This is a genomic window from Vagococcus teuberi (genome assembly GCF_001870205.1).
In the GTDB taxonomy this organism is placed as follows: domain Bacteria; phylum Bacillota; class Bacilli; order Lactobacillales; family Vagococcaceae; genus Vagococcus; species Vagococcus teuberi.
The window spans coordinates 1326496-1350816 of record NZ_CP017267.1 but is presented as its reverse complement, the minus strand read 5'-3'; the positions used below and the strand labels follow the sequence as shown (position 1 = coordinate 1350816).

The window sequence follows — 24321 nt, the reverse complement described above, 5'->3', positions numbered from 1 at the left end:
TTTAAATATGGCTTTTGAGAGTTTAACAGATCGCTTACAAGTAGCGATGAGCAAATTAAAGAAAAAAGGAACGGTAAAAGAAGAAGACGTTAAAGATATGATGCGCGAGATACGTCTTGCGCTACTTGAAGCCGACGTTAACTTACAAGTCGTTCGTGGATTTGTTAAAAGTGTTGGTGAACGAGCTGTCGGAGTTGAAATTCTAGAGTCTCTTAATCCAACGCAACAAATCGTAAAAGTAGTTGATGAAGAATTAACGAAAGTGTTAGGTTCTGAAGCAGTTGGTTTAAATAAATCACCAAAAATTCCAACAATTGTTATGATGGTTGGGTTACAAGGTGCTGGTAAAACAACTTTTACAGGTAAAATTTCAAACTTTCTGAAACAAAATGAAAAAGCCAGACCTTTACTAATTGCAGCTGACGTGTATCGTCCAGCCGCCGTTGATCAATTAAAAGTAATTGGTCAACAACTTGATATTCCTGTTTTTGAAATGGGAACTGACGTTGACCCAGTGGAGATTGTTCGCCAAGGTTTAGAACAAGCAAAAGAGAATAAAAACGACTATGTATTTATTGATACGGCAGGTCGTTTGCATATTGATGAAACTTTAATGGATGAGTTGAAACGTATAAAAGATTTTGCTCAACCAAACGACATCTTGCTAACAGTTGATGCGATGACTGGTCAAGATGCCGTAACAGTTGCTCAAAGTTTTGACGAGCAGCTAGATGTTACAGGGGTTGTGTTAACAAAACTTGATGGGGATACTCGTGGTGGTGCGGCACTCTCAATTCGAGCTATTACAGGAAAACCAATTAAATTTATAGGTACTGGTGAAAAATTAACAGATATCGAAGTATTCCATCCAGATAGAATGTCTAGTCGTATTCTTGGTATGGGGGATATGCTTACTCTAATTGAAAAAGCTCAAAAAGAATATGATGAAGAAAAAGCAGAAGAACTAGCGCAAAAAATGCGTGAAAATAACTTTGATTTTAATGATTTTATCGAGCAATTAGACCAAGTGATGGGCATGGGACCATTAGAAGATTTGATTAAAATGATTCCTGGAATGAACAATGTACCAGGTCTTGATCAATTACAAGTTGATCCAAAAGATGTGGCTCGTAAAAAAGCCATTGTGTTCTCAATGACTCCTGAAGAAAGAGAAAATCCAGATTTATTAAACCCAAGTCGTAGAAGACGTATAGCGGCAGGTTCTGGTAACTCAGTTGTTGAAGTAAATAGAATGATTAAACAATTTAATGAATCACGTAAAATGATGCAACAAATGACTAAAGGTAATATGCCAGCTGGACTTGAGAATATGATGGGTGGCGGAGTCAAAGGCAAACTTGGTAAAATGGCCATGAACAAAATGATGAAAAAGAACAAGAAAAAAATGAAAAACAAGAACAAAAAGAAAAAGAAAAAATAAAAGAAGGTCGTGTAGTGCACCCAAAAAGATAGATTAAAAAGTCTAACTTTTAGGGTATACAACACTAAGAGCCTTCTTTTTTTATTTAAACAAAATTATTTTTATACGGAATGAAAATAGGGTGTTTGAAACTATTCATAACTTAATAACGTTTATTTGTAGTAAGAAATAATTTAAATCGATAAACTGTACTTATATAAATGAATGAGGTGAAAAGAATGAAGGATGCTACTTATTGGGCAAATGAAGTGAAAGAAAAGCGAGTTTCAGTAGATGAATTACTGAATGAAACGTATAAAAAGGCGTTAGAAAACAACGAGTTGAATTGTTTTGTAGATCTTGATTTAGATAGAATAAAGGATAATCTTACAAGAACAGATTATAATGGAGCGTTCTATGGCGTTCCATTTCCTTTAAAAAATATCGGGCAGCAAAAAAAAGACTGGTTAAACACATCAGGTTCAAAATTATTTTTGAATAATCGATCGCATTTAACGGATAACTATGTCAGTCAAATAGAATCTGCTGGATTTATTCCATTTGGTGTTACAAATGCCCCTGAGTTTGGATTTAAAAATGTAACAGATCCAGAATGTCATGGCGTAACAAAAAACGCATGGAATAAGGATTATCATGCAGGGGGAAGCAGTGGGGGAGCAGCATCAGCTGTCGCATCTGGTATTGTTCCAATTGCTGGAGCAAGTGATGGTGGAGGGTCTATTCGAATTCCTGCAAGTTTTTCCGGTTTATTAGGATTAAAACCAAGTCGTGGGGTTATTACAACCGGCCCAAACGAATGGCGTGCATGGCAAGGGGCTTCTGTTAATTTTGTACTAGGTGTATCTGTAAGAGATGCAAGAAGTCTGTTGTCTATCTTGAAACCTAGACAGCAAGTGTCTCCTTTTTTATTCCCACAAGAAAACGTTCATGATACAAAACATTTAAAAATTGCTGTTTGTTTTGATTCACCAGTAGGAAATCAAGTATCAGATGAGGCTAAAAAAGCAGTAAAAAAAGCTATTCGTTTTTTTGAAAAAGAAGGCCATACTGTTACAGAAATAAACTACCCAATCAATGGTGAGCAGTTGATTAGAAGTTATTACACGATGAATGGTGGTGAAACTGCTGCAATGATGTCATCAATTGAAAATAATTTAAAACGTAATCTAACGATGAATGATATGGAATTAATGACTTGGACATTGTATCAATATGGTCAGAAATTATCCGCTTCAGATTATGTGCAAAGTTTTTATCCATGGGATGATTCGACTAAAATAATGGAAGAATTGTTTACTGAATATGACGTGTTTTTATCGCCTAGTGCTACAACTACAGCACCCAAAATAACTGATGATTTACAAAGTGGTACTATTCGTAAAAGTATGTACGCAGCAAACGAATTAGATAAGCATGAATTAGCTAACTTAGTATATGATATGTTTGATAAAAGCTTGCAAATAACACCATATACTCAACTTGCTAATCTGACTGGTCAACCAGCGATTAATTTACCTATATATATAGCAGATAATGGGTTACCAATTGGTGTTCAGTTAATGTCAGCTAAAGGAAATGAGGGTCTGTTATTAGATATAGCAGAAAGATTTGAATTAGAAGAGCAATTTATCCTACCAGCTTATTATAGATAAATAAAAAACTGACTAGTGAGAACTACATCTCGTTAGTCAGTCTTTGTTGATCGAGTAATTGATAATTATTATGATGTTCTTGGTATAAAGCTTTTCTTTTTTCTTCAGCACTGATATTTAATGCAATACCGACAAGTATGGATAGGGTCATTAAGTTTGAACCACCGTAACTCATAAATGGAAACGGTACACCAGTCATTGGCATGATACTCAAAATACCGCCTAAATTGACAAATAGTTGAAGCAAGATAGCCGTACTAATCCCAATACACGCTAGAGAGTTAAACGCATTGGTTGATTTAATTCCAATAGATAAAATTCTGAGAATTAAATAAAATAAAATCATCAGGATAATGATACTAGCAATTAACCCAAGTTCTTCCATAGTAATAGAAAAGATAAAGTCAGTTTCAGCTACTGGTAAAAATCCTTTTTTCTGAATACTTTTTCCTAAGCCTTTACCAAACCAACCGCCATTGTAGATAGCAAAGTATGAATTGACTAACTGAAATCCGTTATTTAACTTATCTTCAAAAGGATTACTCATAACAGAAAATCGTTTGTAGACGTGAGAAAAACGCTCAGGAATTAACATCCCGCCATTAAACATGACGATTTGCCAAACAAGTCCAATGAAAACAACTAAGCCACCAAAACTTAAGAAAGTATATCCCCAAGGAATTCCACTTGCTAATATTAATATGGAAAACAGGAAGAAGATAATTGCAGCTCCACCAACGTTTGGTTGGATAAAGACTAGCAGAATCATGCCACCGATAATGGCTGTTGGCACCAAGACTGACTTAAAAAAATTTTGATTAATTGACTTTTGTCGTTTTGAAAAAATAAATGAACAATATAAAATGGTGGAAATCATGACAAATTCAGACGGTTGAAAACTAAAACTTCCAATTGAAATCCATCGCTGTGCTCCACTAATGGTTTGTCCCAGGCCTAAAATACTTGTAGCAACCAATAAAATGTAGGTGATAGCTAACATAATTTTTTGAAAGACATCGGTTTGATAGACTCGTAATTTGGTTTTATAAATAATGGCTATAAGGATAAGTGAAATAATAAAAAAGATACCTTGCTTTGTTGCAATGGAAAAAATACTTTTTCCTTGTTGGTTTAATTTATAAGAACTAGCACTAAAAATCATCATAATGCCAATAATGTTAAGAATCATATATGGAATTAAAATTTTAAAATCAATAAATTGTAGTTTTTTCCTCATGGAGTTGTCCCCTCTATTGCAATTACATTTTGATACATACTAATTAGTATAACAAAAAATAACATTAAAAAAAGATGATTTAACAAAATATCATAATTTTATCAAACTTTTAAAGAGTTATTAGTCACTAGATAAAGTCTATCTGAAAACAAAGAAAAATGGTATGATAAGGTGTTGATTATTAAGGAGTGAAGTATGTGAGAAAAAAGATTGAAATGAATCCATTAACGAGTATTTCGATTCTATCTATTTCGTTTATTTTAACAAGTGGTGTATCAATAAATGGGACTCTCCCTTTTATCAAAAAATCGTTAGAATTAAGTCAAGTAAAAGCAGAGCTACTCAGTACAATACCAAGTATCACAGTTATTATATTTATTTTACTGTCTTCCAGTATCTCAAAAAAAATTGGCATGAAAAAAACAGTCGTTGTTGGCTTATTATTAGTTTGTACAGGTGGTGTATTACCAAAATTCACACCAAATAGTTATGCATTAATATTTTTAGGTAGATTATTATTAGGTGCTGGTTTTGGGATGTACAATGCATTATCTGTCAGTTTTATAAATGGTTTATATAATGGTAGAAAACGATCAGAGCTTTTAGGCATTAGAAATGCTGTTGAAGGGCTAGGTCAAATGATTCTAACCTTTATTGCAGGAATTCTTATCACAAGTAATTGGACAAATGCATATTTAATTTATTTTTTAAGTTTACCTATCGCTGTTTTATTTTACCGATTTGTTCCGGACATTGCGTCACAGACAAAAAAAGAAAAGGATGCATTCAAGCTGACAGTTCCGCTTCTTCTTACAGCATTATTTGCGTCAAGTTTAGTGATGAATTCAATTGCAGTAGCAGTAAGATTTCCATCATTAGCTATAGAAATTAAAGGAGAGCAAGTTAATACAAGTTTATACCTTTCTATCATGCCGATTTTAGGAATTATTGCTGGATTTCTTTTTGAAAAAGTTATTCGTCGCTTTTCATTTAATATAATTTATTTGGCATTAGGAATTAATATATTGTTTAACTTATTGGTTTATTTATCAGATATATCGTTTACATTGTTATTGATTGGTTTGTTTATATCTAGTGTCCCTGTCGCTTGGGTTTTACCATACATTTTTAATCATATTGAACAAATAGCAAAGGACATGGATATTAATCAATCAACTTCTGTTATTTTTATTGGCTGTAATTTAGGTGTTTTATCAGCTCCAGTTATCATGAGTCTATTGAATTCATTGTTTCATTCGATAGATTTAAAATTTCCATTTCTTTGCTTTACCATAATCTATACTTTAGTTTTTGTATTGATTCGTTTTAAACATAACAAGATTGAGAAATTCATGAGTTAATAATGAGAATTTATTCGTCTAAGCTTTTAACTGTAAAAACTGCTTTATAATGAGTCTAGAAAATAGATGAGGTGACATGATGAAAAGAGTTCTTGTTTTACACACAGGTGGTACGATATCTATGACCCAAGGGGATAGTGGTGGGGTTGGTTTATCTGATAAGCATCCATTAGGAGATAAATTTTTACCTTTACCAAAGAACATTGAATTGGTAACAGAAGAAATATTTAATCTCCCTTCACCACATATCACACCTAAAGAGATGTTGATTTTAAAAGAACGCATAGAGCAAGCTGAGTCACAAGATTTTGTTGGAGTAGTGATAACTCATGGGACTGATACACTAGAAGAAACAGCTTATTTTCTTGAATTAACTTTAAAAAATCATTTAGCAATGGTTTTAACAGGTGCGATGAGAAGTAGTAATGAAATTGGATCAGATGGATTGTACAATTTTCGTCAAGCAATAATTACAGCTTCACATGAATCTGCTCGTGATAAAGGCGTGTTGGTTGTAATGAATGATGAAATTCACGAGGCAAGATTTGTTACAAAGACTCATACAACAAGTGTTGATACTTTTCGAGCACCGACTTTTGGACCGATTGGAATATTATCTAAGAACAAACCAATATTCTTAAAAGATGTTAAAGAAGAAGAAGCATATTCAATTAGAACAGTTGAGGGAACCATACCGATTGTCAAAGCCTATGCTGGGATGGATGGGACTTTGTTCCATTTATTATCAGAGACAGAGATTGATGGGGTCATCATTGAGGCACTTGGTGCTGGAAATTTACCTCCAGAAGTTTTACCTAGTTTAGAAAAATTACTAGAAAAGGGTGTTCCGGTTGCTCTTGTATCCCGCTGTTCTAACGGAATTGCAGAAGATATTTATAGTTATGTTGGTGGTGGTGTTGAACTTAAACGTATGGGCGTGATGTTTGTTAGAGGGATTACTGGACCTAAAGCTCGTCTAAGATTACTTGTTGGTTTAAATGCAAAACTGAACAAAGAAAGTTTAAAACATTATATGACTGAAATTTAACATTTTAAAAGTGTTTAATTATAAGTTCTAAAAGAACTATCATAATTAGGCACTTTTTATTTTATGTATATGTTTTTAAAAAAGGTACATTATGTTATAATTTAGTTGCGTAAAAGTAATAAGAAAATGACAATATGAGGTGATTTCATACAAAATATTAAGAAATATAAGTTCAAAAAAACAAACGATTTATTTTTGTGTGGTTATTTATAGTATTTTTTTCATAAAAATACCTATAAAAGTTTGTGAAATAAATGCCCTATAAATAGTCAGATTGCACAAATATAGCCACAGATATGTAAGACCACACAATGAAAACGTTTTTTCTTTTGTGTATTATTTGAGTATAAATAAATTTGTCAAGGAGGACGTTATGGAAACGGGAAAGAAGGGTATCGCGTTACTTGAAAAAGGGATTGACGTTTCAACCGGTGAAGTCGAAAAGATTTCACAAAGAGGATACAACGAAGACTTGTTACCTAAGACAGAGGATCAACGTTCAATGAGTTGGAAAAACTATTTTACACTTTGGATGGGATCGGTTCATAATATTCCTAATTATGCAGCAGTTGGCGGTTTTTTATTTTTAGGCTTATCGCCTGCTAATATTATGTTTGCATTAGTGTTAAGTAGTTTAGTCGTTGCTGGACTAATGATTTTAAATGGAAAAGCCGGAGCAAAATACGGTATCCCATTTTCAATGCATTTACGATCTACTTATGGGACTCTAGGGGCTAAACTTCCCGGATTTTTAAGAGGGATTGTAGCAGCAATTGCTTGGTTTGGATTACAAAATTATACAGCATCATTGGCATTATTAATTCTTATAGGTAAGTTTTGGCCTGGTTTTTTAACTCTTGGAGGAAATTTTAACTTCTTTGGTATTGGTTTGCCAGGATTAATTGCTTTTACTATATTTTGGGGGATAAATGTATTAATTGGTTTAGGTGGAGGGAAAGTCTTAAATAAATTTACAGCTATACTAAATCCTCTTATCTATGTTGTGTTTATCGGCATGACAGTTTGGGCAATAAATGCAGCCGGTGGATTTGGCAATATTTTAGCCTATAGACCTAATTTAGAAGGTGTTACAACGTATTCTCCAATACTTGTTTATCTAATGATAATTAATTCAGTTGTTGCAGTTTGGGCAGCACCAAGTTCAAGTGTTGCAGATTTTACTCAAAATACTAAATCAATGAAAGACCAAGTATTTGGTCAAGGATTAGGTTTATTCATTGGCTATGTTATTTTTGCTGTATCAAGTGTGTCAATTTTAATAGGAGGCTCAATTTATTACGGTGTTGAAGAATGGAATGTTTTAAACATTGTAAATAATTGGGGGAATTTACCAGCAGTGATTTTATGTATTATCGTGTTGTTGATGACGACTATTTCAACAAATGCAACAGGTAATATTGTACCAGCAGCTTATCAATTGTCCGCTCTGTTTCCGAAAAAAATCAATTACAAAAAAGGTGTGTTAATCGCAGGAGTGATTAGTTATGTGATTATGCCTTGGAAATTAATGGAAAACCAAGAAAGTATTTATACGTTTTTAAACATGATTGGTGCGGTTATTGGACCAGTTGTTGGAGTCATGTTAGCTCAATATTATTTTGTTGCAAAACAAAAAATTAATTTAGATGATTTGTATATGGATGAAGAAAATAATAAAAGTAATAATGCGTATTATGGTGTCAATAAAGCAGCGTATATTGCGACTATTATAGCTTTAGTTGTTTCAATCAGTGGTGAATTTATTTCATCATTGAAAATGGTTTCAAGTCTATCATTCATAATAGGATGTGGATTGTCATTTGCTATATATTTATTATTAAAACTAAAAAAATAGGAGGAATTAAAAATGACTTTTGATTTATTAATTAAAAATGGTTTGGTTATTTTAACTAGTGGAGAAGTGAAAACCGATGTAGCAGTAAAGGATGGTAAAATTGTAGCTATTGGATCTCGGTTGGGTGAAGCTAAAGAAGAAATTGATGCAACTGGTTTAATTGTTAGTCCAGGAATGGTGGATGCACATGTCCATATCACTGATCCAGGTGGTGGTTACCGCGATTTATGGGAAGGTTATGTAACAGGAACTAAAGCATGTGCTAAAGGTGGTGTAACATCATTCATGGAAATGCCGTTAAACCAAGTTCCAGCAACTGTTGACAAAGAGTCATTAGAAATAAAATATGATGCAGGTAAAGGAAAACTATTATCAGACGTAGGCTCATTTGGTGGATTAGTTCCTTACAATCTTGAAGGAGGAATTCAAGAATTAGATGAGGGTGGTGTAGCAGCTTACAAATGTTTCATGGCAACATGTGGAGATAGAACAATTGATGGTGACTTCATGAATGTTGATGATTACTCATTATATGAAGGAATGAAGCAAGTTGCTAAGACTGGTAAAGTATTAGCTATCCATGCTGAAAATGCAGCGATCACTGATAAATTAGGAGATATTGCATACAAAAACGGAGAAACAACATTAGCAGCTTACGTTGCAACTCGTCCTGTATTTACTGAAGTTGAACCAATTCGTCGTGCGATTTTATTTGCTAAAGAAACAGGTTGTCGTATTCATATTTGTCATATTGCTTGTCCAGAAGGTGTAGAAGAAGTTGTTAAAGCACAAGCTGACGGTGTGGATGTAACGTGTGAAACATGTACACATTATCTATACTTCACAACAGATGAATTAGACGCGATTGGTCCTGTTGTAAAATGTTCACCACCAATCCGTGATAAAAAAGCTCAAGATGGTTTATGGGAATATGTAGCAAATGGAGGATTATCATTTGTTACATCAGACCACTCACCATGTACACCAGATTTAAAAGATAAAGAAAACGCATTTGAAGCTTGGGGAGGAATTTCAGGCGTACAAAACAATGTGGATGTATTATTTGATGAAGGTGTCCAAAAACGTGATTTACCATTAACAACATTCGCTAATATCATTGCAACTAATCCAGCTAAACGTTTTGGTTTGGATGAAAAAGGTGAAATTGCAATTGGTAAAGATGCAGACTTTGTTCTAATTAAACCTAATGCACCATACACATTAAAAGCAGAAGATTTGGAGTATAGAAATAAAATCAGCCCATATATTGGAAGAACAATTGGAGCACAAGTCGACACAACTATTTTAAGAGGTCATACAATTTATTCACAAAAAAATGGTGTGAATGATGAGGCAATTGGAGTATTTATCAAGAAATAGTTTTTTAGAAAATAGAGTCTAGTAATAGATTCTATTTTCTTCGTTAGTTTTGGACAAACGGGAATTATCATTTGGTTAAGAGTAACCAATGTAAATGGTCAAATAGTGTAATAAGATAAGAATATATCGTAATAAAGATTAGAAGGAGGTTTTTGAGTGACGATGCGTACAAACAATTCATCAAGAACAATTCTTCAACCATATTGGAAACAAGTTATATTAATCTCAACTTTAGGATGGATAGTGGTTTGGATTAATCGAACGGCTTTAACACCAATCTATCCTCAATTGAGTATTTTCTTTGACAATGCAAGTGATGCACAAATAGGAGCTATTTCAAGTTTCTATTTTTTAGGTTACGTGTTAATGCAAATACCTTCAGGCTTATTGGTTGATAAGTTCGGTAAGAAAACGGTTTTGATTCCAGGATTTATATTATTCGCGATAGGAACATTACTTTTAGCTACGTCAAGTTCATTAAATATCATGTATTTGGGAAACGTTTTAGCAGGTGTTGGTAGCGGAACATTCTATGGAGTGGCGTTCTCTTTAACCAATGAATATGTTCCTTATCAATACCGAAGTATTGCTACAGCAATTGTGAATTGCGGAACGGCGATTGGTAGTGGTATTGGGATGATTGCATCAAGTTACTTTATCTCGCAAAAAGGAATGGATTGGCAAATAATTGAGTATGTTTCTTTAGGTACTATTTTAGCGATGATCATACTATTCCTATTGTTCTTAAATCGAGACGTCAAACAAAAAAGAATAGATGATACCGTTGTGCCATTAGAAAATAAAATGACGTTTAAAAAGTTAATGGCACCTAAAATGCTAGGAGCGTATACTGTTTATTTTTCAACATGTTATGCTTATTATCTTGTAAATACTTGGTTACCTAATTTTTTAGAAACAGAACGAGGATTTACAGGAGCAACAATTGGACTTGCTACATCATTAATTTTCATATCGTCTGTACCAGGAGCGTTGATTTTTAGTCGATTGGCAGATAAATATAGTAATCGTAAAATAGATTTAGTGGTTTTTTTAGAAATTATGGCTGCTATCACACTATGTTTAACAGTTATGACAGGAAATAAAATAGTATTACTAATTGGTTTAATACTATATGGTTTTTTTGGGAAAGTGGCGGTTGAACCAATTATTATTTCTTGGCTAGGGGAAAATGTTTCTGTAAAAGGTTTAGCAACAACACTGGGTGTTTTTAATTTTCTTGGAATGAGCTCATCTGTAATAGCTCCTTCCCTTACTGGTGTCATATCAGATACAACAGGTTCGAAAATTACTGCTTTTTATTTATCTATTGTCATATTAATAATAGGTACTGTTTTCTTTTATATAGTCAATCGAAAAAGTAGCAATAATAAGAAAGGATGAAAAATAATGACAGATTTGCAACAAGAAATAGATCAAGAGATTACATGGTTGTCATCTATCGGACTTGACGACAAACAAGGAACAACACGTTTACTTTATGACAATCACTGGGTAGCTGCCCAACAAGGTTTAAAAGAAAAATTTGAACAAGAAGGTTTAGAAACATCTTTTGATGTAGTTGGAAATTTATCTGGAAAACTAGTTGGAAGTAAATATCCAAATGAAGTGGTTTTGACAGGATCTCATGTTGACACAGTAGTCAATGGAGGAGCCCTAGATGGACAATTTGGTATTATCGCATCATTTATCGCAATAAAACACTTGAAAGAAAAATACGGTCAGCCATTAAGAAGCTTAGAAGTAATCGCAATGGCTGAAGAAGAAGGTAGTCGCTTCCCATTTGCTTTTTGGGGAAGTAAAAACATTTTTGGGTTAGTTGATCCAGAAGAAGTAAAAGACTCGGTTGATTCAGAGGGCATTGTTTTTGCTCAAGCGATGGAAGACGCGGGATTTGATTTTCCAGAGAAAAAACAACCCGTTCGCGATGATATTCATGCCTTTGTTGAGATTCATATCGAACAAGGAAATGTTCTTGAAAATACGGGTAAACAAGTAGCAGTAGTTGATAGTATTGTTGGACAAAAGCGTTATGACATCACGTTAAAAGGTCAAGCGAATCATGCTGGAACAACACCAATGGGCTACCGAAAAGATACTGTTTATGCAATGAGTAAAATGATTAGTGAAGGCATTGATGATGCTAAAAAAGAAGGCGATCCACTTGTTTTAACATTTGGACATGTTGCGGTTAAACCGAATACTGTAAACGTTGTCCCAGGTGAAGCATTCTTTACAATGGATTGTCGTCATACTGATGGTGGAGCTTTAGATAAATTCACCTCTAATTTAGTGAAAAGGTTTAAAGAAATTGCCAAAGAGTGTGATGTTGAGATTGAAATTGATAATTGGATGGATGAAGAACCAGTTCCTATGTCAAAAGAAATCGTATCACTGTTACAGGAAGCGTGTGCTGAGGCTAATCTAAACTATACAACAATGCATAGTGGGGCAGGACATGATTCACAAATTTTTGCTCAACATGTTCCAACAGCTATGTTATTTGTTCCGAGTATTAATGGCGTGAGCCATAATCCTGATGAATCAACTAAATTAGAAGATTTAACTGAGGGAGTAAAAGCATTAATTGCTTCATTATATAAATTGGCATATCAAGAATAAAAATTGTGAAAGAGGTTATTGATTATGGGTTATCGTACAAATGAGTTGGGGTATCCGACAGATTTATTGCATTCAAGAGCAGTTGTGGAAAGAGGAAACTTTGCGTTGCTTCCACCACAAGGATTAGTTAAAAATATGTTACCAAACTTTGATGACTGTGAAATGACGATCTTAGCCACACCAAAACTTGGAGCAGAATTTGTTGACTATCTATGTCGTGTGCTACCTGGTGGAGGTAATAAAGCAGGATTTGGTGAAAAAGGAATTGAAACATTTTTATATGTTTTAGATGGTGAATTAATGGTTAGTGACGGAGAAAAAACATACGATTTAACAACTGGTGGATATATTTATGTACCAGAAGATAAAACATTAACATTTGAAAATAAAAGCCAAAAACCAACTGAAACATTCCTGTATAAAAAACGTTATCAATTTGTAGAAGGTCTTAAAGCTTATACTTATGTGGGTAATTCAAATGATGTTGAGGGTGTCGATTATGAAGATATGACGGATGTTGATTTTAAAACATTATTACCATCAGATTTAGATTTTGACATGAACTTTCATATCTTAAGCTTTGCAACAGGTGGATCTCATGGCTATATCGAAACACATTATCAAGAACATGGTGCACTTCTTTTAAGTGGAGAGGGTATGTACAACTTGGATAACAACTGGATTCCAGTAAAAGAAGGCGACTATATCTTTATGGGTGCTTATAACTTACAAGCATGTTATTCAGTTGGTCGTAATGCACCACTTAGCTATTTATATTCTAAAGATTGTAATCGTGATGTAGATATTTAAAAAGGGAGGATAACAATTAATGAGTGAAGAATTAGTTTATTTAAAAGCAAAAGACCTCCAAGATTTAATGCAAGTGAAATTTGAGCGTGCAGGTTTATTACCTGAACACGCTCAAGAAGTTGCAAAACATTTGACTTATGCAGATTCAAGAGGTGTTCATTCACATGGAGCCGTTCGTGTTGAATATTATTCAGAACGAATTGCCAAAGGTGGAACTACAATAACACCAAACTTTTCTTTTGAAAAAACAGGACCTAGTACTGGTGTATTTCACGCTGATAATGCGATTGGACATGTGGCAGCAAGAAAAGCGTTAGATTATGCGATTGATATGGCAAAAGAAAACGGTGTTGCTGTAGTCGGTGTGTCACAGATGGGACATAGTGGTATGTTATCTTACTATGTTGATATAGCCGCACAACAAGATTTGGTTGCGCTTGCTGTTTGTCAGTCAGATCCTATGTCAGTACCATTTGGTGGAACTAAACCATATTTTGGAACAAATCCAATTGCATTTAGTGCACCAACTAACGGTGAACGTCCAATTATTTTTGATATGGCGACGACCGTTCAAGCATGGGGTAAAATTTTAGATGCACGAAGTAAAGACAATGAAATTCCACCGACATGGGCAGTAGATGAAACTGGGGCTCCTACAACAGATCCACATAAAGTAAGAGGATTGTTACCAATTTCTGGTCCAAAAGGTTACGGATTAATGATGATGGTTGATATTTTATCAGGATCGTTATTAGGATTACCATTTGGTCAACATGTTAGCTCGATGTATGCTGATTTGTCAGCTGGTCGAAATCTTGGTCAATTATTTATTTTAATTAACCCTAGTTATTTTACAGATTTAGACAAATTTAAAGCGAATTTATCAAAAATGATTGATGAGTTACATGAGAATAGTCCTGCACCTGGATTTGATCAAGTGTATTATCCTGGAGAATTGTCAGAAATTCGTCATAACAAACATGAAGAAACTGGTATTCCGATTCCAACAGGGATTTATAACTATTTACAAAGTGAAGTTGTTCATAACAATCAATATGATAACTCTGATGCATTTGCAGAGAAATAATTTAATGGAGGGAAGATAATGCTACAAACAATTATCAAGAAAAATAGCTATCAAGATTCAGTAGTATTAATGTTATTAACAAGTAAATTAAATCAATTAGATGAAGTATTACGTGTATCAATTATGATGGGAACACCATCAAATATTGATATTTTTAGGGCAAGTGGGTTTGATACACCAGAATTATCAGACGCTTCTTCTAATGACATGGTAATCATGCTTGAAGTTTCAAGTGAAGATGACAAAGAAAAAGTATTATCAATCATCGACGAAGAGTTAAGTAGCACACAAGATAGTAGTGGAGAGGTAGAAGAAACAATTAATTCTTGGGCAAAAGCCATGAAGAAAGCACCAGATGCATCTGTAGCACTAATCTCTGTTCCTGGAGAATATGCTGCTCTTGAAATAGAACAAGCCCTAGATAACGACTTACATGCATTTGTATTTAGTGATAACGTGGCGATTGAAGATGAAAGACGCCTAAAAGAAAAAGCTCATGATAAAGGATTATTAGTTATGGGACCAGATTGTGGAACTGGCGTTATTCACAGTATTCCTCTAGCTTTTACTAATAATATTCGTAAAGGAAAAATTGGTGTGATTGGAGCTTCAGGAACTGGTATTCAAGAGGTGACAACACTTATTCACCGTTACGGTCAAGGCGTAACAAACGCAATTGGTACGGGTGGACGTGATTTATCTACTGAAGTTGGTGCGATTTCAATGTTAGATAGCATCGTAGCTTTAAATGATAATCCAGATACTGAAGTTATTGTGGTTATTTCAAAACCACCTGCAAAAGAAGTAGAAGAAAAAGTATTAAACGTTTTAAGAAAAGTAGATAAACCTGTTGTCACTCTATTCTTAGGAACAAAACCAACATTCCATGAAGAAAATCTTTATCATGCCTATACTTTAGAAGAAGCAGCGCAATTAAGTGCTAAGCTATTGGCTAAAGAAGAGGTTGTATACACACCTTCACCAATCATTAACTTAGAAAACAAACCAACTGGAAAAGGTATTAAAGGATTCTATTCTGGTGGGACGCTAGCTTATGAAGCAGCTTTCTTATTAGAAGATGCTCTGGGTATTGAACACGGATCTTCACCTGAAGGATTTACTTTAAAAACTGATTTACATGAAGTAATTGACTTAGGTGATGACATGTATACAAAAGGTAAACCGCATCCAATGATTGACCCAGAAATCAGAATCAATAAAATTAAATCAGTAGTAGAAGATGCTGATACAGGCGTTGTTGTGTTTGACGTAGTTCTAGGATATGGGGCACATGATGATATGGCAAGTGCTTTGAAACCAGCAATTGTTGAAGCACAAAAAGAATTAGAAAAACAAAATAGACAAGTTAATTTTGTAAGTGTTCTTGTTGGAACTGATGAAGATCCTCAAGGAATGGATGAACAAAAACGTATTCTAGAAGAAATTGGTGTCACAGTTTGTGAAAATAACGTACAAGCGATTCGCACAGCATTAAATCAAGTTGGCGCTACTCTAGATTTATTAGAAAAAGATGTGAAACCAAAACAAGCGAGTGATTTAGAAAAATTACCCGAAACATCAGCTAAATTAGCAGAATTATTAACAGAAGATCCTAAAATTATCAATGTAGGTTTACAAAGCTTTACTAAATCAATTATTGATAATAAAGCAGATGTCGTGCAATTTGATTGGCGACCAACGGCAGGTGGAAATGTTAAATTACAAAAAGTTCTGTATTTCTTAAATCACTATACTTTTTAATAGGAGGATAAAAGATGTCATTTAAAACAATCGACGAAGCAAATCAAGCAGTCATTGATAAAATTGTACAATCAGCACCATTTTTATTAGATGTAGTACCATCAAAAAGTGTTATCAAAGAATTAGAAGGTCATATGTTATTACATGCAGGACCACCTATTGCATGGGAAGATATGACTGATCCAATGCAAGGTTCATGTGTGGGAGCTGTTTTATTTGAAGAATGGGCAGATAATGAAGCAGATGCTCGTAAAATGTTAGCAAATGGAGAAATTACCTTTGCGCCATGTCATCATTACGATGCTGTGGGTCCAATGGGCGGTATTACTTCAGGTAACATGCCTGTATTAGTTGTAGAAAATAAAACAGATGGAAATCGTGCTTATTGTACGATGAACGAAGGAATCGGAGCAGTGTTACGTTTCGGTGCTTACTCTGATGAAGTCATTACACGTTTACGTTGGATGAGAGATACATTGGGACCAGTGCTCAGCCAAGCATTGCAAACAATGGACGATGGTTTAAACATCAACGTTTTAGTAGCAAAAGCTATTGCTATGGGGGATGAATTCCATCAACGTAATATTGCTGCATCTCTTGCTTTTTACAAAGAAGTGGGACCCATTATTACACGTTTATCAATTGACGAAACTAAAAAAGAAGAAGTGTCACAGTTTTTAGCTGACACAGATCAGTTCTTCCTAAATATCATGATGGCTGCAGCAAAAGCTGTGATGGATGGAGCAAGAATGATTGAAGAAGGAACCGTTGTTACAGCTATGTGCCGTAACGGAAAAGATTTTGGTATCAGAATTAGTGGTATGGGTGACGAATGGTTTACTGGACCAGTTAACACACCTCAAGGATTATACTTTGCAGGATATAGCGGAGAAGATGCTAATACAGATATTGGTGATTCTGCGATTACTGAAACATTCGGTGTCGGTGGAATGGCAATGATTGCTGCTCCAGCCGTAACACGATTTGTTGGATCAGGTGGTTTCTACGACGCGCTAAATACGTCGAATGAAATGTCTGAGATTTGTATTAGTCAAAATACAAACTTCCCTGTACCAACTTGGGACTTTAGAGGAATTTGTTTAGGGATTGATGCAAGGTTAGTTGTTGAATCAGGCGTTACACCTGTAATCAACACGGGGATTGCTCATAAACAAGCGGGGATTGGTCAAATTGGTGCGGGAACTGTACGTCCACCATTGACATGCTTTGAAAAAGCAATCACAGCTTATGCTAAGAAACTAGGAATGTCTAATTAATGAGTGCTTACACGTTCTCAAGTGATTATCATGGGGAAAAAGTAGAGGCATTGTTATCAGATAGCTCTAAAGACGTGTCATTTCATAGTGAATTTAAATCGGGTGTGAATGTGAAAGTAGGAGATGACTTATTGTATATCAGTTATCCCTACTTTCAAATACCACCATTTGGATTGATGTTAAGAAAAGAAGTAATGGATTATATCAAACCGTTATTTAAAGAAGCTAAACTCTCGTTTCATCAAGGAAGATTAGTCATTGGCGATTTTCAATTAACGATAGAAAATAGTAGAGAAGCATCAAATTATATTCAAAAAAAGGAATTAGAAACAGATTTTTTTTTAGAACCATTAGAAGTTTATGTCAAACAGTCACCATTAATAGAATACTCATTAAATGAAAACTTAGAGAAACTTGTAAAGGAGTTAATTGGATTTGGTCAAGGTTTAACACCATCTGGAGATGATTTCATAGTTGGGTTACTTGCTTTAAACAGTCGAATAAATTTTTTACCATCATCTATCTTTTCTGTGATTGAAAAAAAAATTAACGATAAACAAACGACAGATGTTTCTATTGCCTATTTGAAAAGTGCTTTAGAAGGTCAGTATAGTACAGCAGTTGTCGAAGTTATGAATGAATTAGACAATCCTGTGCGACTATCAAAAGCATTAGAATTACTAGCACAAACGGGACACACATCAGGAAAAGATACCATTTATGGGATGTACTATGGATTAACATTAATCCAAAAATAGGAGGAAATTATGGGGAAAAAAGTTGTATTAGCTTTAGGCGGAAACGCGATTTTGCAACCAGGACAAGTTGGAAATTATGATGTTCAAAAAGCAAACGTAGAAACAAGTGCGAAAAGTATTGCTAAAGTGGTAAATGAAGGACATAATGTTGTGGTGGTTCATGGTAACGGACCGCAAGTTGGTCAAATATTACGTCAAAATGAATTATCCAAAGAAGAAGTACCTGAGCAACCGCTACCAGTTTGTAGTGCAGAATCGCAAGGTTTTATTGGATACATGATGCAAGAATCGTTAAAAAATATGTTGCCTACTAAACAAGTTGTTACATTATTAACAATGACAGAAGTTGATAAAAATGATGAGGCATTTAATCATCCAACAAAACCAATAGGATCTTTTTATAGTAAAGAGGAAAGTGTTGAACTAGAAAAAAGTAAGGGATGGGTTATGGGAGAAGATGCCGGACGCGGTTATCGTCGATTAGTACCATCGCCTGAACCAAAAAGTATTGTGGAAGTAGATACTATCAAAACATTGATTGATAATGGAACGCTTGTTGTTTCAACTGGTGGGGGAGGCATCCCTGTTGTTAGAGATAAAGACAATCAATTATCAGGGGTTGCTGCAGTCATTGATAAAGACTCTTCAGCACTTAAATTATCAGAAGAATTAGATGCTGATGTATTAATGATACTAACTGATGTGCCAAATGTTTATATTAATTATGGTAAACCAAACCAAGAAAAATTAACGATGTTATCAATTGAAAAAGCGAAACAATATTTTGACGAAGGTCATTTCTCAGATGGAAGTATGGGACCTAAAATGCAAGCATGTATTGAGTTTGCGAAACTAGGTAAAACAGCTATTATTTGTTCATTAGAAGATGCTGCTCAAGCTTTAGCAGGTAATGCTGGAACACAAGTAATAGGAAAATAAAAAATGGCTCTATGTCAAATCGTGTTGATGGACAATAATATTGATAAAAAAGTCTCAAAAATGAAATAGAATTAATTGAAGTGAGGGAAGACATTCTCTCGCTTTTTTATTTAACCTGAAAAACTTGATTTTGAATCAAAAAGATATGTCGTTTGAATAGTAGAAAGTTTCGATAGCCATAGGCCACACGTTTAATCACTTTAATTTTGTTATTAATGCCTTCTAAAAAACCATTTGAATAGGAGTATTTAAAGGCATTCATGACTCTTGGGAGAACTTACCAAATATCTTGAATTTGTCTTTAAAATACTTTGGTAATTCAACGGGTATCTTTGAACATCATTCACTAATCTTCTTGTCATCATGTTAACTGAGCAGTTGTTTCTTGCTTCGCGAGACAACCAATCCTCATTAAAAATAAAAGAAACATCTGTTAAATTGAGTAGTTTTCTTGTATTATTATCCATAGAGGTATTTTCCTTTATAATATTAGTTATAGACGACTTAATTGTAACAATAAGATCTATACCTAAAACGAAAAATCGCATTGATAGCATTTAATCTATCAACACGATTTAGTGTACAGCCATAAAAATACGGGGGTGAAACAATGTCAGTATTTGGTGTGGATGCGTTAGTTCGAATTATGAGTCATTTTGTTTTTATTTATTTAACGTTTTGGGCTATTAATTCGCTACGTCTAGATATATTATTTAAAAAAGGAATACAGTACGATAGACAAATCAAACTTGCTTATGTATTCTTATCAGTTGCGATAGGTTTTCAAGTTAGTAATTTCTTTTTAGAGGTTATTTTCTTAGTGAGAAACTTCTTTGAGGGAATGATTGTCTAAGAAAATAATTAAGAACGTATGTAGTAATTTCTTTTTCCATAAAATCGTGCTATAATTACTAAGATTTGTACTAAGTTCCTTATATTTATGGAGGGGAAATTAATGGAATATATTGCAGTACGCGGTGGAAATCGCTTAGAAGGAAACGTTAAAATTGAAGGAGCTAAAAATGCTGTATTGCCAATATTAGCCGGAGCATTACTAGCTAATAAAGGTCAAACAACAATTACCAATGCACCAATTCTTTCAGACGTTTTTACAATGAATAACATGATTAAATATTTAAACACAGATATCGAATTTATTGAAGAAGAAAATACAATCAAAATTGATGCGACAAAAGAATTAGAAACGGAAGCACCTTTTGAGTACGTGAGTCAAATGAGAGCGTCAATCGTTGTTATGGGACCATTATTAGCTCGTACAGGTCGTGCGAAAGTCGCAATGCCTGGTGGATGTGCTATTGGAACAAGACCAATTGATTTGCATTTAAAAGGATTCCAAGCTTTAGGAGCAAAAATCACGCAACAAAACGGTTACATTGAAGCTGTTGCTGATGAACTTGTCGGAGCAAGAATTTATTTAGATTTCCCAAGTGTGGGTGCCACTCAAAATATTATGATGGCAGCTGTAAAAGCAAAAGGTACAACGATTATTGAAAATGTTGCAAGAGAACCTGAAATTGTCGATTTAGCCATCTATTTAAATAAGATGGGCGCTAAAATCGTCGGAGCAGGAACTGAAACGATTCGTATCGAAGGTGTGACAGATTTATATGGGACCAAACATAGTGTGGTTCAAGATCGTATTGAAGCTGGAACATTTATGGTAGCCGCAGCTGCAACACAAGGAAATATCTTTATTGAAGATGCAGTTGCAGAACATAATAGCCCACTAATTTCAAAATTAGTTGAAATGGGTGTTGATGTTATCAATGAAAAAAACGGTATTCGTGTGATTGGACCTGAGTACTTGAAACCAACTGATATTAAAACATTGCCTCATCCAGGTTTTCCAACAGACATGCAAGCTCAAATGAGCGTGTTGATGGTATTAGCTTCAGGAGATAGTGTCTTAACTGAAACAGTCTTTGAAAATCGATTCCAACATTTAGATGAATTACAACGCATGGGTGCTCAATATCGTACATCTAATAGTGTGGCTTACATTAGTGGTGTGCCAACACTTCAAGGTGCTCAAGTGAGTGCGACAGATTTACGTGCTGCTGCAGCATTAATTATTGCTGGACTTGTTGCAAGTGATGAAACTCGTGTGATGCGATTAGAACATTTAGATCGTGGGTACTACAAATTCCATGAAAAATTAGCTAAACTTGGTGCCACAATTGAAAGAATTGATGAAGATAGTGTTAAAGAATCTTCAGTTGAAGTAGTTAGCTAGCGTTATCCCGTTGTTAAGGAGGAAAATTAATTGAATTCAATTACCAAAAGAGTATTAATTCAGGTCTTATTGGTCATTTTACTGATTGCTGTATTAATCGGGTTATTTTTCCTAGGGATTTTTATTGGTTATGTTTATGTTGGAAAAGGGCAATCAAGTGATGCCTTTAATCCAGCAACATGGCAACATATTTTAGATTTTGTAAAATAATAACTAATGACCATCAACGATTGTGTTGGTGGTTATTTTTTAAATTGGTAGGAAGAGTCAATGAAAAAAATAATTATATTACCAGTACGTTTTTATCAAAAGTTTATTTCACCTTTGTTTCCTAAAAGTTGTCGATACCATCCAACGTGCTCACAATATATGATTGATGCGGTAAACTATCACGGAGCATTTAAAGGATTTATCATGGGAACTGGACGGATTTTGAGATGTCATCCATTTGTAAAGGGTGGTATTGACTATGTTCCACAAAAATTCAGTGTCAGAAAAAACCCTGATGAGACATATCGAGGTCCGTATAGCAGAAAGAATAAAATGAACAAGTAAATGACAAATTGTTGATTAGACTGTTTAAATTTAACGGTCTATTTTTTTATTTTAGAATTGTCTGAAAATTCTGTTGACTTATAACCAATATTAATTTATATTAATAAATATCTTATTTAAATCTAATGTAGAAGTGAGGAATATAAAATGAAAAAAATTATGGGAATGCTTATGGGTGCAACATTGTTGCTATCAGCTTGTGGAACACCTGGTGGGGGAGCAGCACAAAGCAATAACAAAGCAGACAAAGATGCAGAGACGGTTAAAATCGGTTTAAACATGGAATTATCTGGTGCAGCTGCTGGGTATGGTAATCAGGAAAAAGAAGGTGCCGAACTTGCAGTGAAAGAAATTAATGAAGCCGGTGGGATTAACGGAAAAAAAATTGATTTAGTCATCAAAGATAATAAAAGTGATACGGCCGAAGCAGCAACAATTGCAACAAGTTTAACAACAAGCGACAATGTAGTTGGGATAATTGGACCTGCAACATCAGGTGCGACAAAAGCAGCTAGTCCAAACGCAACAAAAGCTCAAGTACCAATTATCACACCATCAGCTACAGATGATTCAATCACTGTAGCAAATGATAAAGTGCAAGAATATATTTTTAGAACATGTTTCCAAGATTCGTTCCAAGGGGTTATCTTAGCTAACTATGCAACTGATAATTTGAAAGCGAAAAAAGCAGTGATTATTGGAGATGTATCAAGTGATTATGCTAAAGGATTAACGAAAGCATTTAAAGATACATTTAAAGGTGACATTGTTGCAGATGAAAAATTCAATGCCAAAGACAAAGATTTCAAAGCAATCTTAACAAAAATTAAAGACAAAGATTTTGATTTCATTTATTTACCAGGATATTACGAAGAAGCTGGTTTAATTATCAAACAAGCTCGTGAAATGGGAATTGAACAACCAATTATTGGAGCTGATGGATTCTCAGACTCTAAATTAATTGATATTGCTGGAGCTGAAAATATGAGTAATATTTATTACACAGCACATTTCTCTGAAAAAGCACCTGCTTCTGATAAAGTAAAAACATTTATTGATGCCTTTAAAGAAGAATATGGTAAAGCACCAAGTTCATTTAATGCTTTAACTTATGATTCAGTATATATGATTAAAGCAGCTCTAGAAGCTGAAAAAGAAAACACAAGTGAAGCTTTAACAAAAGGTCTCGCTACATTGAAAGACTTTGATGGTGTTACTGGAACAATGACAATGGATGAAGATCACAACCCGAAAAAACCAGCTGTCGTAATCGGACTTGAAAAAGGCGAAGAAAACACAGCAGAAGTTGTAAATCCGTAAGAAATCATGAAAACCAAGGAGCTTGATTAAAGGTTCCTTGGTTTTTCAAAAGGAGGGGAAACAATGAATGTCCTTCAACAATTAGTCAATGGACTCTCATTAGGAAGTATTTACGCACTATTAGCCCTAGGGTATACAATGGTGTATGGAATTATAAAGTTAATCAATTTTGCTCATGGTGAAATATATATGATTGGTGCCTTTATTGGGTACTATGTGGCTAATAACTTTGGTTTTGGTTTAGTTTTGACACTTTTAACATCTATGATTATCTGTGCGATTTTAGGGATGTTAATTGAGTTTTTAGCTTATCGTCCGCTTAGAAACTCGACACGTATTGCAGCACTTATTACAGCGATTGGGGTATCATTTTTACTGCAATCATTAATGATTTATTTCGTGGGAGCAGACACTCGTCCGTATCCACAGCTGATGAAAAATACAACTTATGATTTAGGGATTTTCCAAATTAGTAAAATTCAAATCGTGATTATTGCAACGTCAATTTTCTTAATGCTATTATTACAATTTATCGTGCAACAAACAAAAATGGGACGTGCGATGCGTGCAGCAAGTGTTGATCCTGAAGCAGCTCAATTAATGGGGATAAATGTTAATTATACTATTTCATTTACATTTGCTCTTGGTTCATCATTAGCTGCTGCTGGAGGAGTGTTAATTGGTCTTTACTATAATAGTATTGATCCAATGATGGGAGTTGCTCCTGGTCTTAAAGCGTTTATCGCTGCCGTATTTGGTGGAATCGGGATTATTCCAGGTGCCGCACTTGGTGGGTTTGCGATAGGTATCATCGAAACGGTCGTTAGTGCGTTAGGATTTACAGCATATCGTGATGCGGTGGTTTATTTGATTCTAATTATTGTGTTACTCGTTAAACCATCCGGATTACTAGGTAAAAATATTAAGGAAAAAGTGTAGGTGATAA

At 34.3% G+C, this 24321-nt stretch carries 21 protein-coding genes and 1 pseudogene; 20 read left to right on the top strand and 2 right to left on the bottom strand.

Going from position 1 to position 24321, the window contains the following annotated elements:
* The first annotated feature begins 7 nt into the window (after positions 1-7).
* Positions 8-1441, top strand: a complete 1434-nt coding sequence (ffh, locus tag BHY08_RS06510; protein ID WP_071457103.1) for a signal recognition particle protein — start codon at positions 8-10, stop codon at positions 1439-1441.
* 218 nt (positions 1442-1659) lie between these two features.
* Entirely contained in the window at positions 1660-3093 is a 1434-nt protein-coding gene (locus BHY08_RS06505) for an amidase (protein WP_071457102.1), read from the top strand.
* 22 nt (positions 3094-3115) lie between these two features.
* Here BHY08_RS06505 and BHY08_RS06500 read toward each other — a convergent pair whose 3' ends face one another.
* Positions 3116-4330, bottom strand: coding sequence for an FtsW/RodA/SpoVE family cell cycle protein (locus BHY08_RS06500; RefSeq protein WP_071457101.1), 1215 nt, complete (start codon positions 4328-4330; stop codon positions 3116-3118).
* 197 nt (positions 4331-4527) lie between these two features.
* Here BHY08_RS06500 and BHY08_RS06495 point away from each other — a divergent pair, with 197 nt between their 5' ends.
* From BHY08_RS06495 to arcC, 12 genes are all read left to right on the top strand, one after another.
* Positions 4528-5691 carry an MFS transporter gene (locus BHY08_RS06495; protein ID WP_084657198.1) on the top strand — a complete coding sequence of 388 codons (1164 nt, stop codon included), beginning with the start codon at positions 4528-4530 and terminating at the stop codon, positions 5689-5691.
* Between the two features lie 79 nt (positions 5692-5770).
* Positions 5771-6739, top strand: coding sequence for an asparaginase (locus tag BHY08_RS06490; protein ID WP_071457100.1), 969 nt, complete (start codon positions 5771-5773; stop codon positions 6737-6739).
* A gap of 373 nt (positions 6740-7112) precedes the next feature.
* The gene (gene allW, locus BHY08_RS06485; protein ID WP_071457099.1) at positions 7113-8594 is read left to right on the top strand and encodes an allantoin permease; all 1482 of its coding nucleotides are present in this window, start codon (positions 7113-7115) and stop codon (positions 8592-8594) included.
* A gap of 12 nt (positions 8595-8606) precedes the next feature.
* Positions 8607-9974 (top strand): allantoinase AllB, encoded by a 1368-nt coding sequence (gene allB, locus BHY08_RS06480; protein ID WP_071457098.1) that lies wholly within the window; start codon positions 8607-8609, stop codon positions 9972-9974.
* A 162-nt stretch (positions 9975-10136) separates the two neighbouring features.
* Positions 10137-11375, top strand: a complete 1239-nt coding sequence (locus BHY08_RS10985) for an MFS transporter (RefSeq protein ID WP_071457852.1) — start codon at positions 10137-10139, stop codon at positions 11373-11375.
* Between the two features lie 6 nt (positions 11376-11381).
* Positions 11382-12614 carry an allantoate deiminase gene (allC, locus tag BHY08_RS10980; RefSeq protein ID WP_071457097.1) on the top strand — a complete coding sequence of 411 codons (1233 nt, stop codon included), beginning with the start codon at positions 11382-11384 and terminating at the stop codon, positions 12612-12614.
* A gap of 24 nt (positions 12615-12638) precedes the next feature.
* Positions 12639-13424: a (S)-ureidoglycine aminohydrolase gene (gene allE, locus BHY08_RS06465; protein WP_071457096.1), complete on the top strand. Its 786-nt coding sequence runs from the start codon at positions 12639-12641 to the stop codon at positions 13422-13424.
* A 19-nt stretch (positions 13425-13443) separates the two neighbouring features.
* Positions 13444-14511 (top strand): ureidoglycolate dehydrogenase, encoded by a 1068-nt coding sequence (gene allD / locus BHY08_RS06460; RefSeq protein ID WP_071457095.1) that lies wholly within the window; start codon positions 13444-13446, stop codon positions 14509-14511.
* Positions 14512-14529: 18 nt separating this feature from the next.
* Complete coding sequence (gene fdrA / locus BHY08_RS06455) at positions 14530-16272, top strand: acyl-CoA synthetase FdrA (protein WP_071457094.1); 1743 nt, start codon at positions 14530-14532, stop codon at positions 16270-16272.
* A gap of 14 nt (positions 16273-16286) precedes the next feature.
* The gene (locus BHY08_RS06450) at positions 16287-17549 is read left to right on the top strand and encodes a YlbE family protein (RefSeq protein WP_071457093.1); all 1263 of its coding nucleotides are present in this window, start codon (positions 16287-16289) and stop codon (positions 17547-17549) included.
* Positions 17549-18307, top strand: coding sequence for an oxamate carbamoyltransferase subunit AllH family protein (locus BHY08_RS06445; protein WP_071457092.1), 759 nt, complete (start codon positions 17549-17551; stop codon positions 18305-18307). The genes BHY08_RS06450 and BHY08_RS06445 overlap by 1 nt, the downstream gene beginning before the upstream one ends.
* Before the next feature lie 9 nt (positions 18308-18316).
* The gene (gene arcC, locus BHY08_RS06440; protein ID WP_071457091.1) at positions 18317-19246 is read left to right on the top strand and encodes a carbamate kinase; all 930 of its coding nucleotides are present in this window, start codon (positions 18317-18319) and stop codon (positions 19244-19246) included.
* A 106-nt stretch (positions 19247-19352) separates the two neighbouring features.
* Here the strand turns inward: arcC and BHY08_RS10745 are convergent.
* Positions 19353-19511: pseudogene (locus tag BHY08_RS10745) on the bottom strand (transposase); the annotation flags it as partial.
* 345 nt (positions 19512-19856) lie between these two features.
* Here BHY08_RS10745 and BHY08_RS06435 point away from each other — a divergent pair.
* From BHY08_RS06435 to BHY08_RS06410, 6 genes are all read left to right on the top strand, one after another.
* Positions 19857-20099: a DUF1146 family protein gene (locus BHY08_RS06435; RefSeq protein WP_071457090.1), complete on the top strand. Its 243-nt coding sequence runs from the start codon at positions 19857-19859 to the stop codon at positions 20097-20099.
* 102 nt (positions 20100-20201) lie between these two features.
* The gene (gene murA / locus BHY08_RS06430; RefSeq protein ID WP_071457089.1) at positions 20202-21500 is read left to right on the top strand and encodes a UDP-N-acetylglucosamine 1-carboxyvinyltransferase; all 1299 of its coding nucleotides are present in this window, start codon (positions 20202-20204) and stop codon (positions 21498-21500) included.
* A gap of 30 nt (positions 21501-21530) precedes the next feature.
* Positions 21531-21710 carry a DNA-directed RNA polymerase subunit beta gene (locus BHY08_RS06425; RefSeq protein ID WP_071457088.1) on the top strand — a complete coding sequence of 60 codons (180 nt, stop codon included), beginning with the start codon at positions 21531-21533 and terminating at the stop codon, positions 21708-21710.
* 60 nt (positions 21711-21770) lie between these two features.
* Positions 21771-22055: a membrane protein insertion efficiency factor YidD gene (gene yidD / locus BHY08_RS06420; RefSeq protein WP_071457087.1), complete on the top strand. Its 285-nt coding sequence runs from the start codon at positions 21771-21773 to the stop codon at positions 22053-22055.
* 147 nt (positions 22056-22202) lie between these two features.
* Positions 22203-23375 carry an ABC transporter substrate-binding protein gene (locus BHY08_RS06415; RefSeq protein WP_071457086.1) on the top strand — a complete coding sequence of 391 codons (1173 nt, stop codon included), beginning with the start codon at positions 22203-22205 and terminating at the stop codon, positions 23373-23375.
* A 63-nt stretch (positions 23376-23438) separates the two neighbouring features.
* Positions 23439-24314, top strand: a complete 876-nt coding sequence (locus BHY08_RS06410) for a branched-chain amino acid ABC transporter permease (RefSeq protein WP_071457085.1) — start codon at positions 23439-23441, stop codon at positions 24312-24314.
* Positions 24315-24321: the final 7 nt, after the last annotated feature.

Coding starts and splice junctions, on each gene's coding strand:
- ffh (WP_071457103.1), top strand. CDS start 8: ATGGCTTTTGAGAGTTTAACAGATCGCTTACAAGTAGCGATGAGCAAA.
- BHY08_RS06505 (WP_071457102.1), top strand. CDS start 1,660: ATGAAGGATGCTACTTATTGGGCAAATGAAGTGAAAGAAAAGCGAGTT.
- BHY08_RS06500 (WP_071457101.1), bottom strand. CDS start 4,330: ATGAGGAAAAAACTACAATTTATTGATTTTAAAATTTTAATTCCATAT.
- BHY08_RS06490 (WP_071457100.1), top strand. CDS start 5,771: ATGAAAAGAGTTCTTGTTTTACACACAGGTGGTACGATATCTATGACC.
- allW (WP_071457099.1), top strand. CDS start 7,113: ATGGAAACGGGAAAGAAGGGTATCGCGTTACTTGAAAAAGGGATTGAC.
- allB (WP_071457098.1), top strand. CDS start 8,607: ATGACTTTTGATTTATTAATTAAAAATGGTTTGGTTATTTTAACTAGT.
- BHY08_RS10985 (WP_071457852.1), top strand. CDS start 10,137: ATGCGTACAAACAATTCATCAAGAACAATTCTTCAACCATATTGGAAA.
- allC (WP_071457097.1), top strand. CDS start 11,382: ATGACAGATTTGCAACAAGAAATAGATCAAGAGATTACATGGTTGTCA.
- allE (WP_071457096.1), top strand. CDS start 12,639: ATGGGTTATCGTACAAATGAGTTGGGGTATCCGACAGATTTATTGCAT.
- allD (WP_071457095.1), top strand. CDS start 13,444: ATGAGTGAAGAATTAGTTTATTTAAAAGCAAAAGACCTCCAAGATTTA.
- fdrA (WP_071457094.1), top strand. CDS start 14,530: ATGCTACAAACAATTATCAAGAAAAATAGCTATCAAGATTCAGTAGTA.
- BHY08_RS06450 (WP_071457093.1), top strand. CDS start 16,287: ATGTCATTTAAAACAATCGACGAAGCAAATCAAGCAGTCATTGATAAA.
- BHY08_RS06445 (WP_071457092.1), top strand. CDS start 17,549: ATGAGTGCTTACACGTTCTCAAGTGATTATCATGGGGAAAAAGTAGAG.
- arcC (WP_071457091.1), top strand. CDS start 18,317: ATGGGGAAAAAAGTTGTATTAGCTTTAGGCGGAAACGCGATTTTGCAA.
- BHY08_RS06435 (WP_071457090.1), top strand. CDS start 19,857: ATGTCAGTATTTGGTGTGGATGCGTTAGTTCGAATTATGAGTCATTTT.
- murA (WP_071457089.1), top strand. CDS start 20,202: ATGGAATATATTGCAGTACGCGGTGGAAATCGCTTAGAAGGAAACGTT.
- yidD (WP_071457087.1), top strand. CDS start 21,771: ATGAAAAAAATAATTATATTACCAGTACGTTTTTATCAAAAGTTTATT.
- BHY08_RS06415 (WP_071457086.1), top strand. CDS start 22,203: ATGAAAAAAATTATGGGAATGCTTATGGGTGCAACATTGTTGCTATCA.
- BHY08_RS06410 (WP_071457085.1), top strand. CDS start 23,439: ATGAATGTCCTTCAACAATTAGTCAATGGACTCTCATTAGGAAGTATT.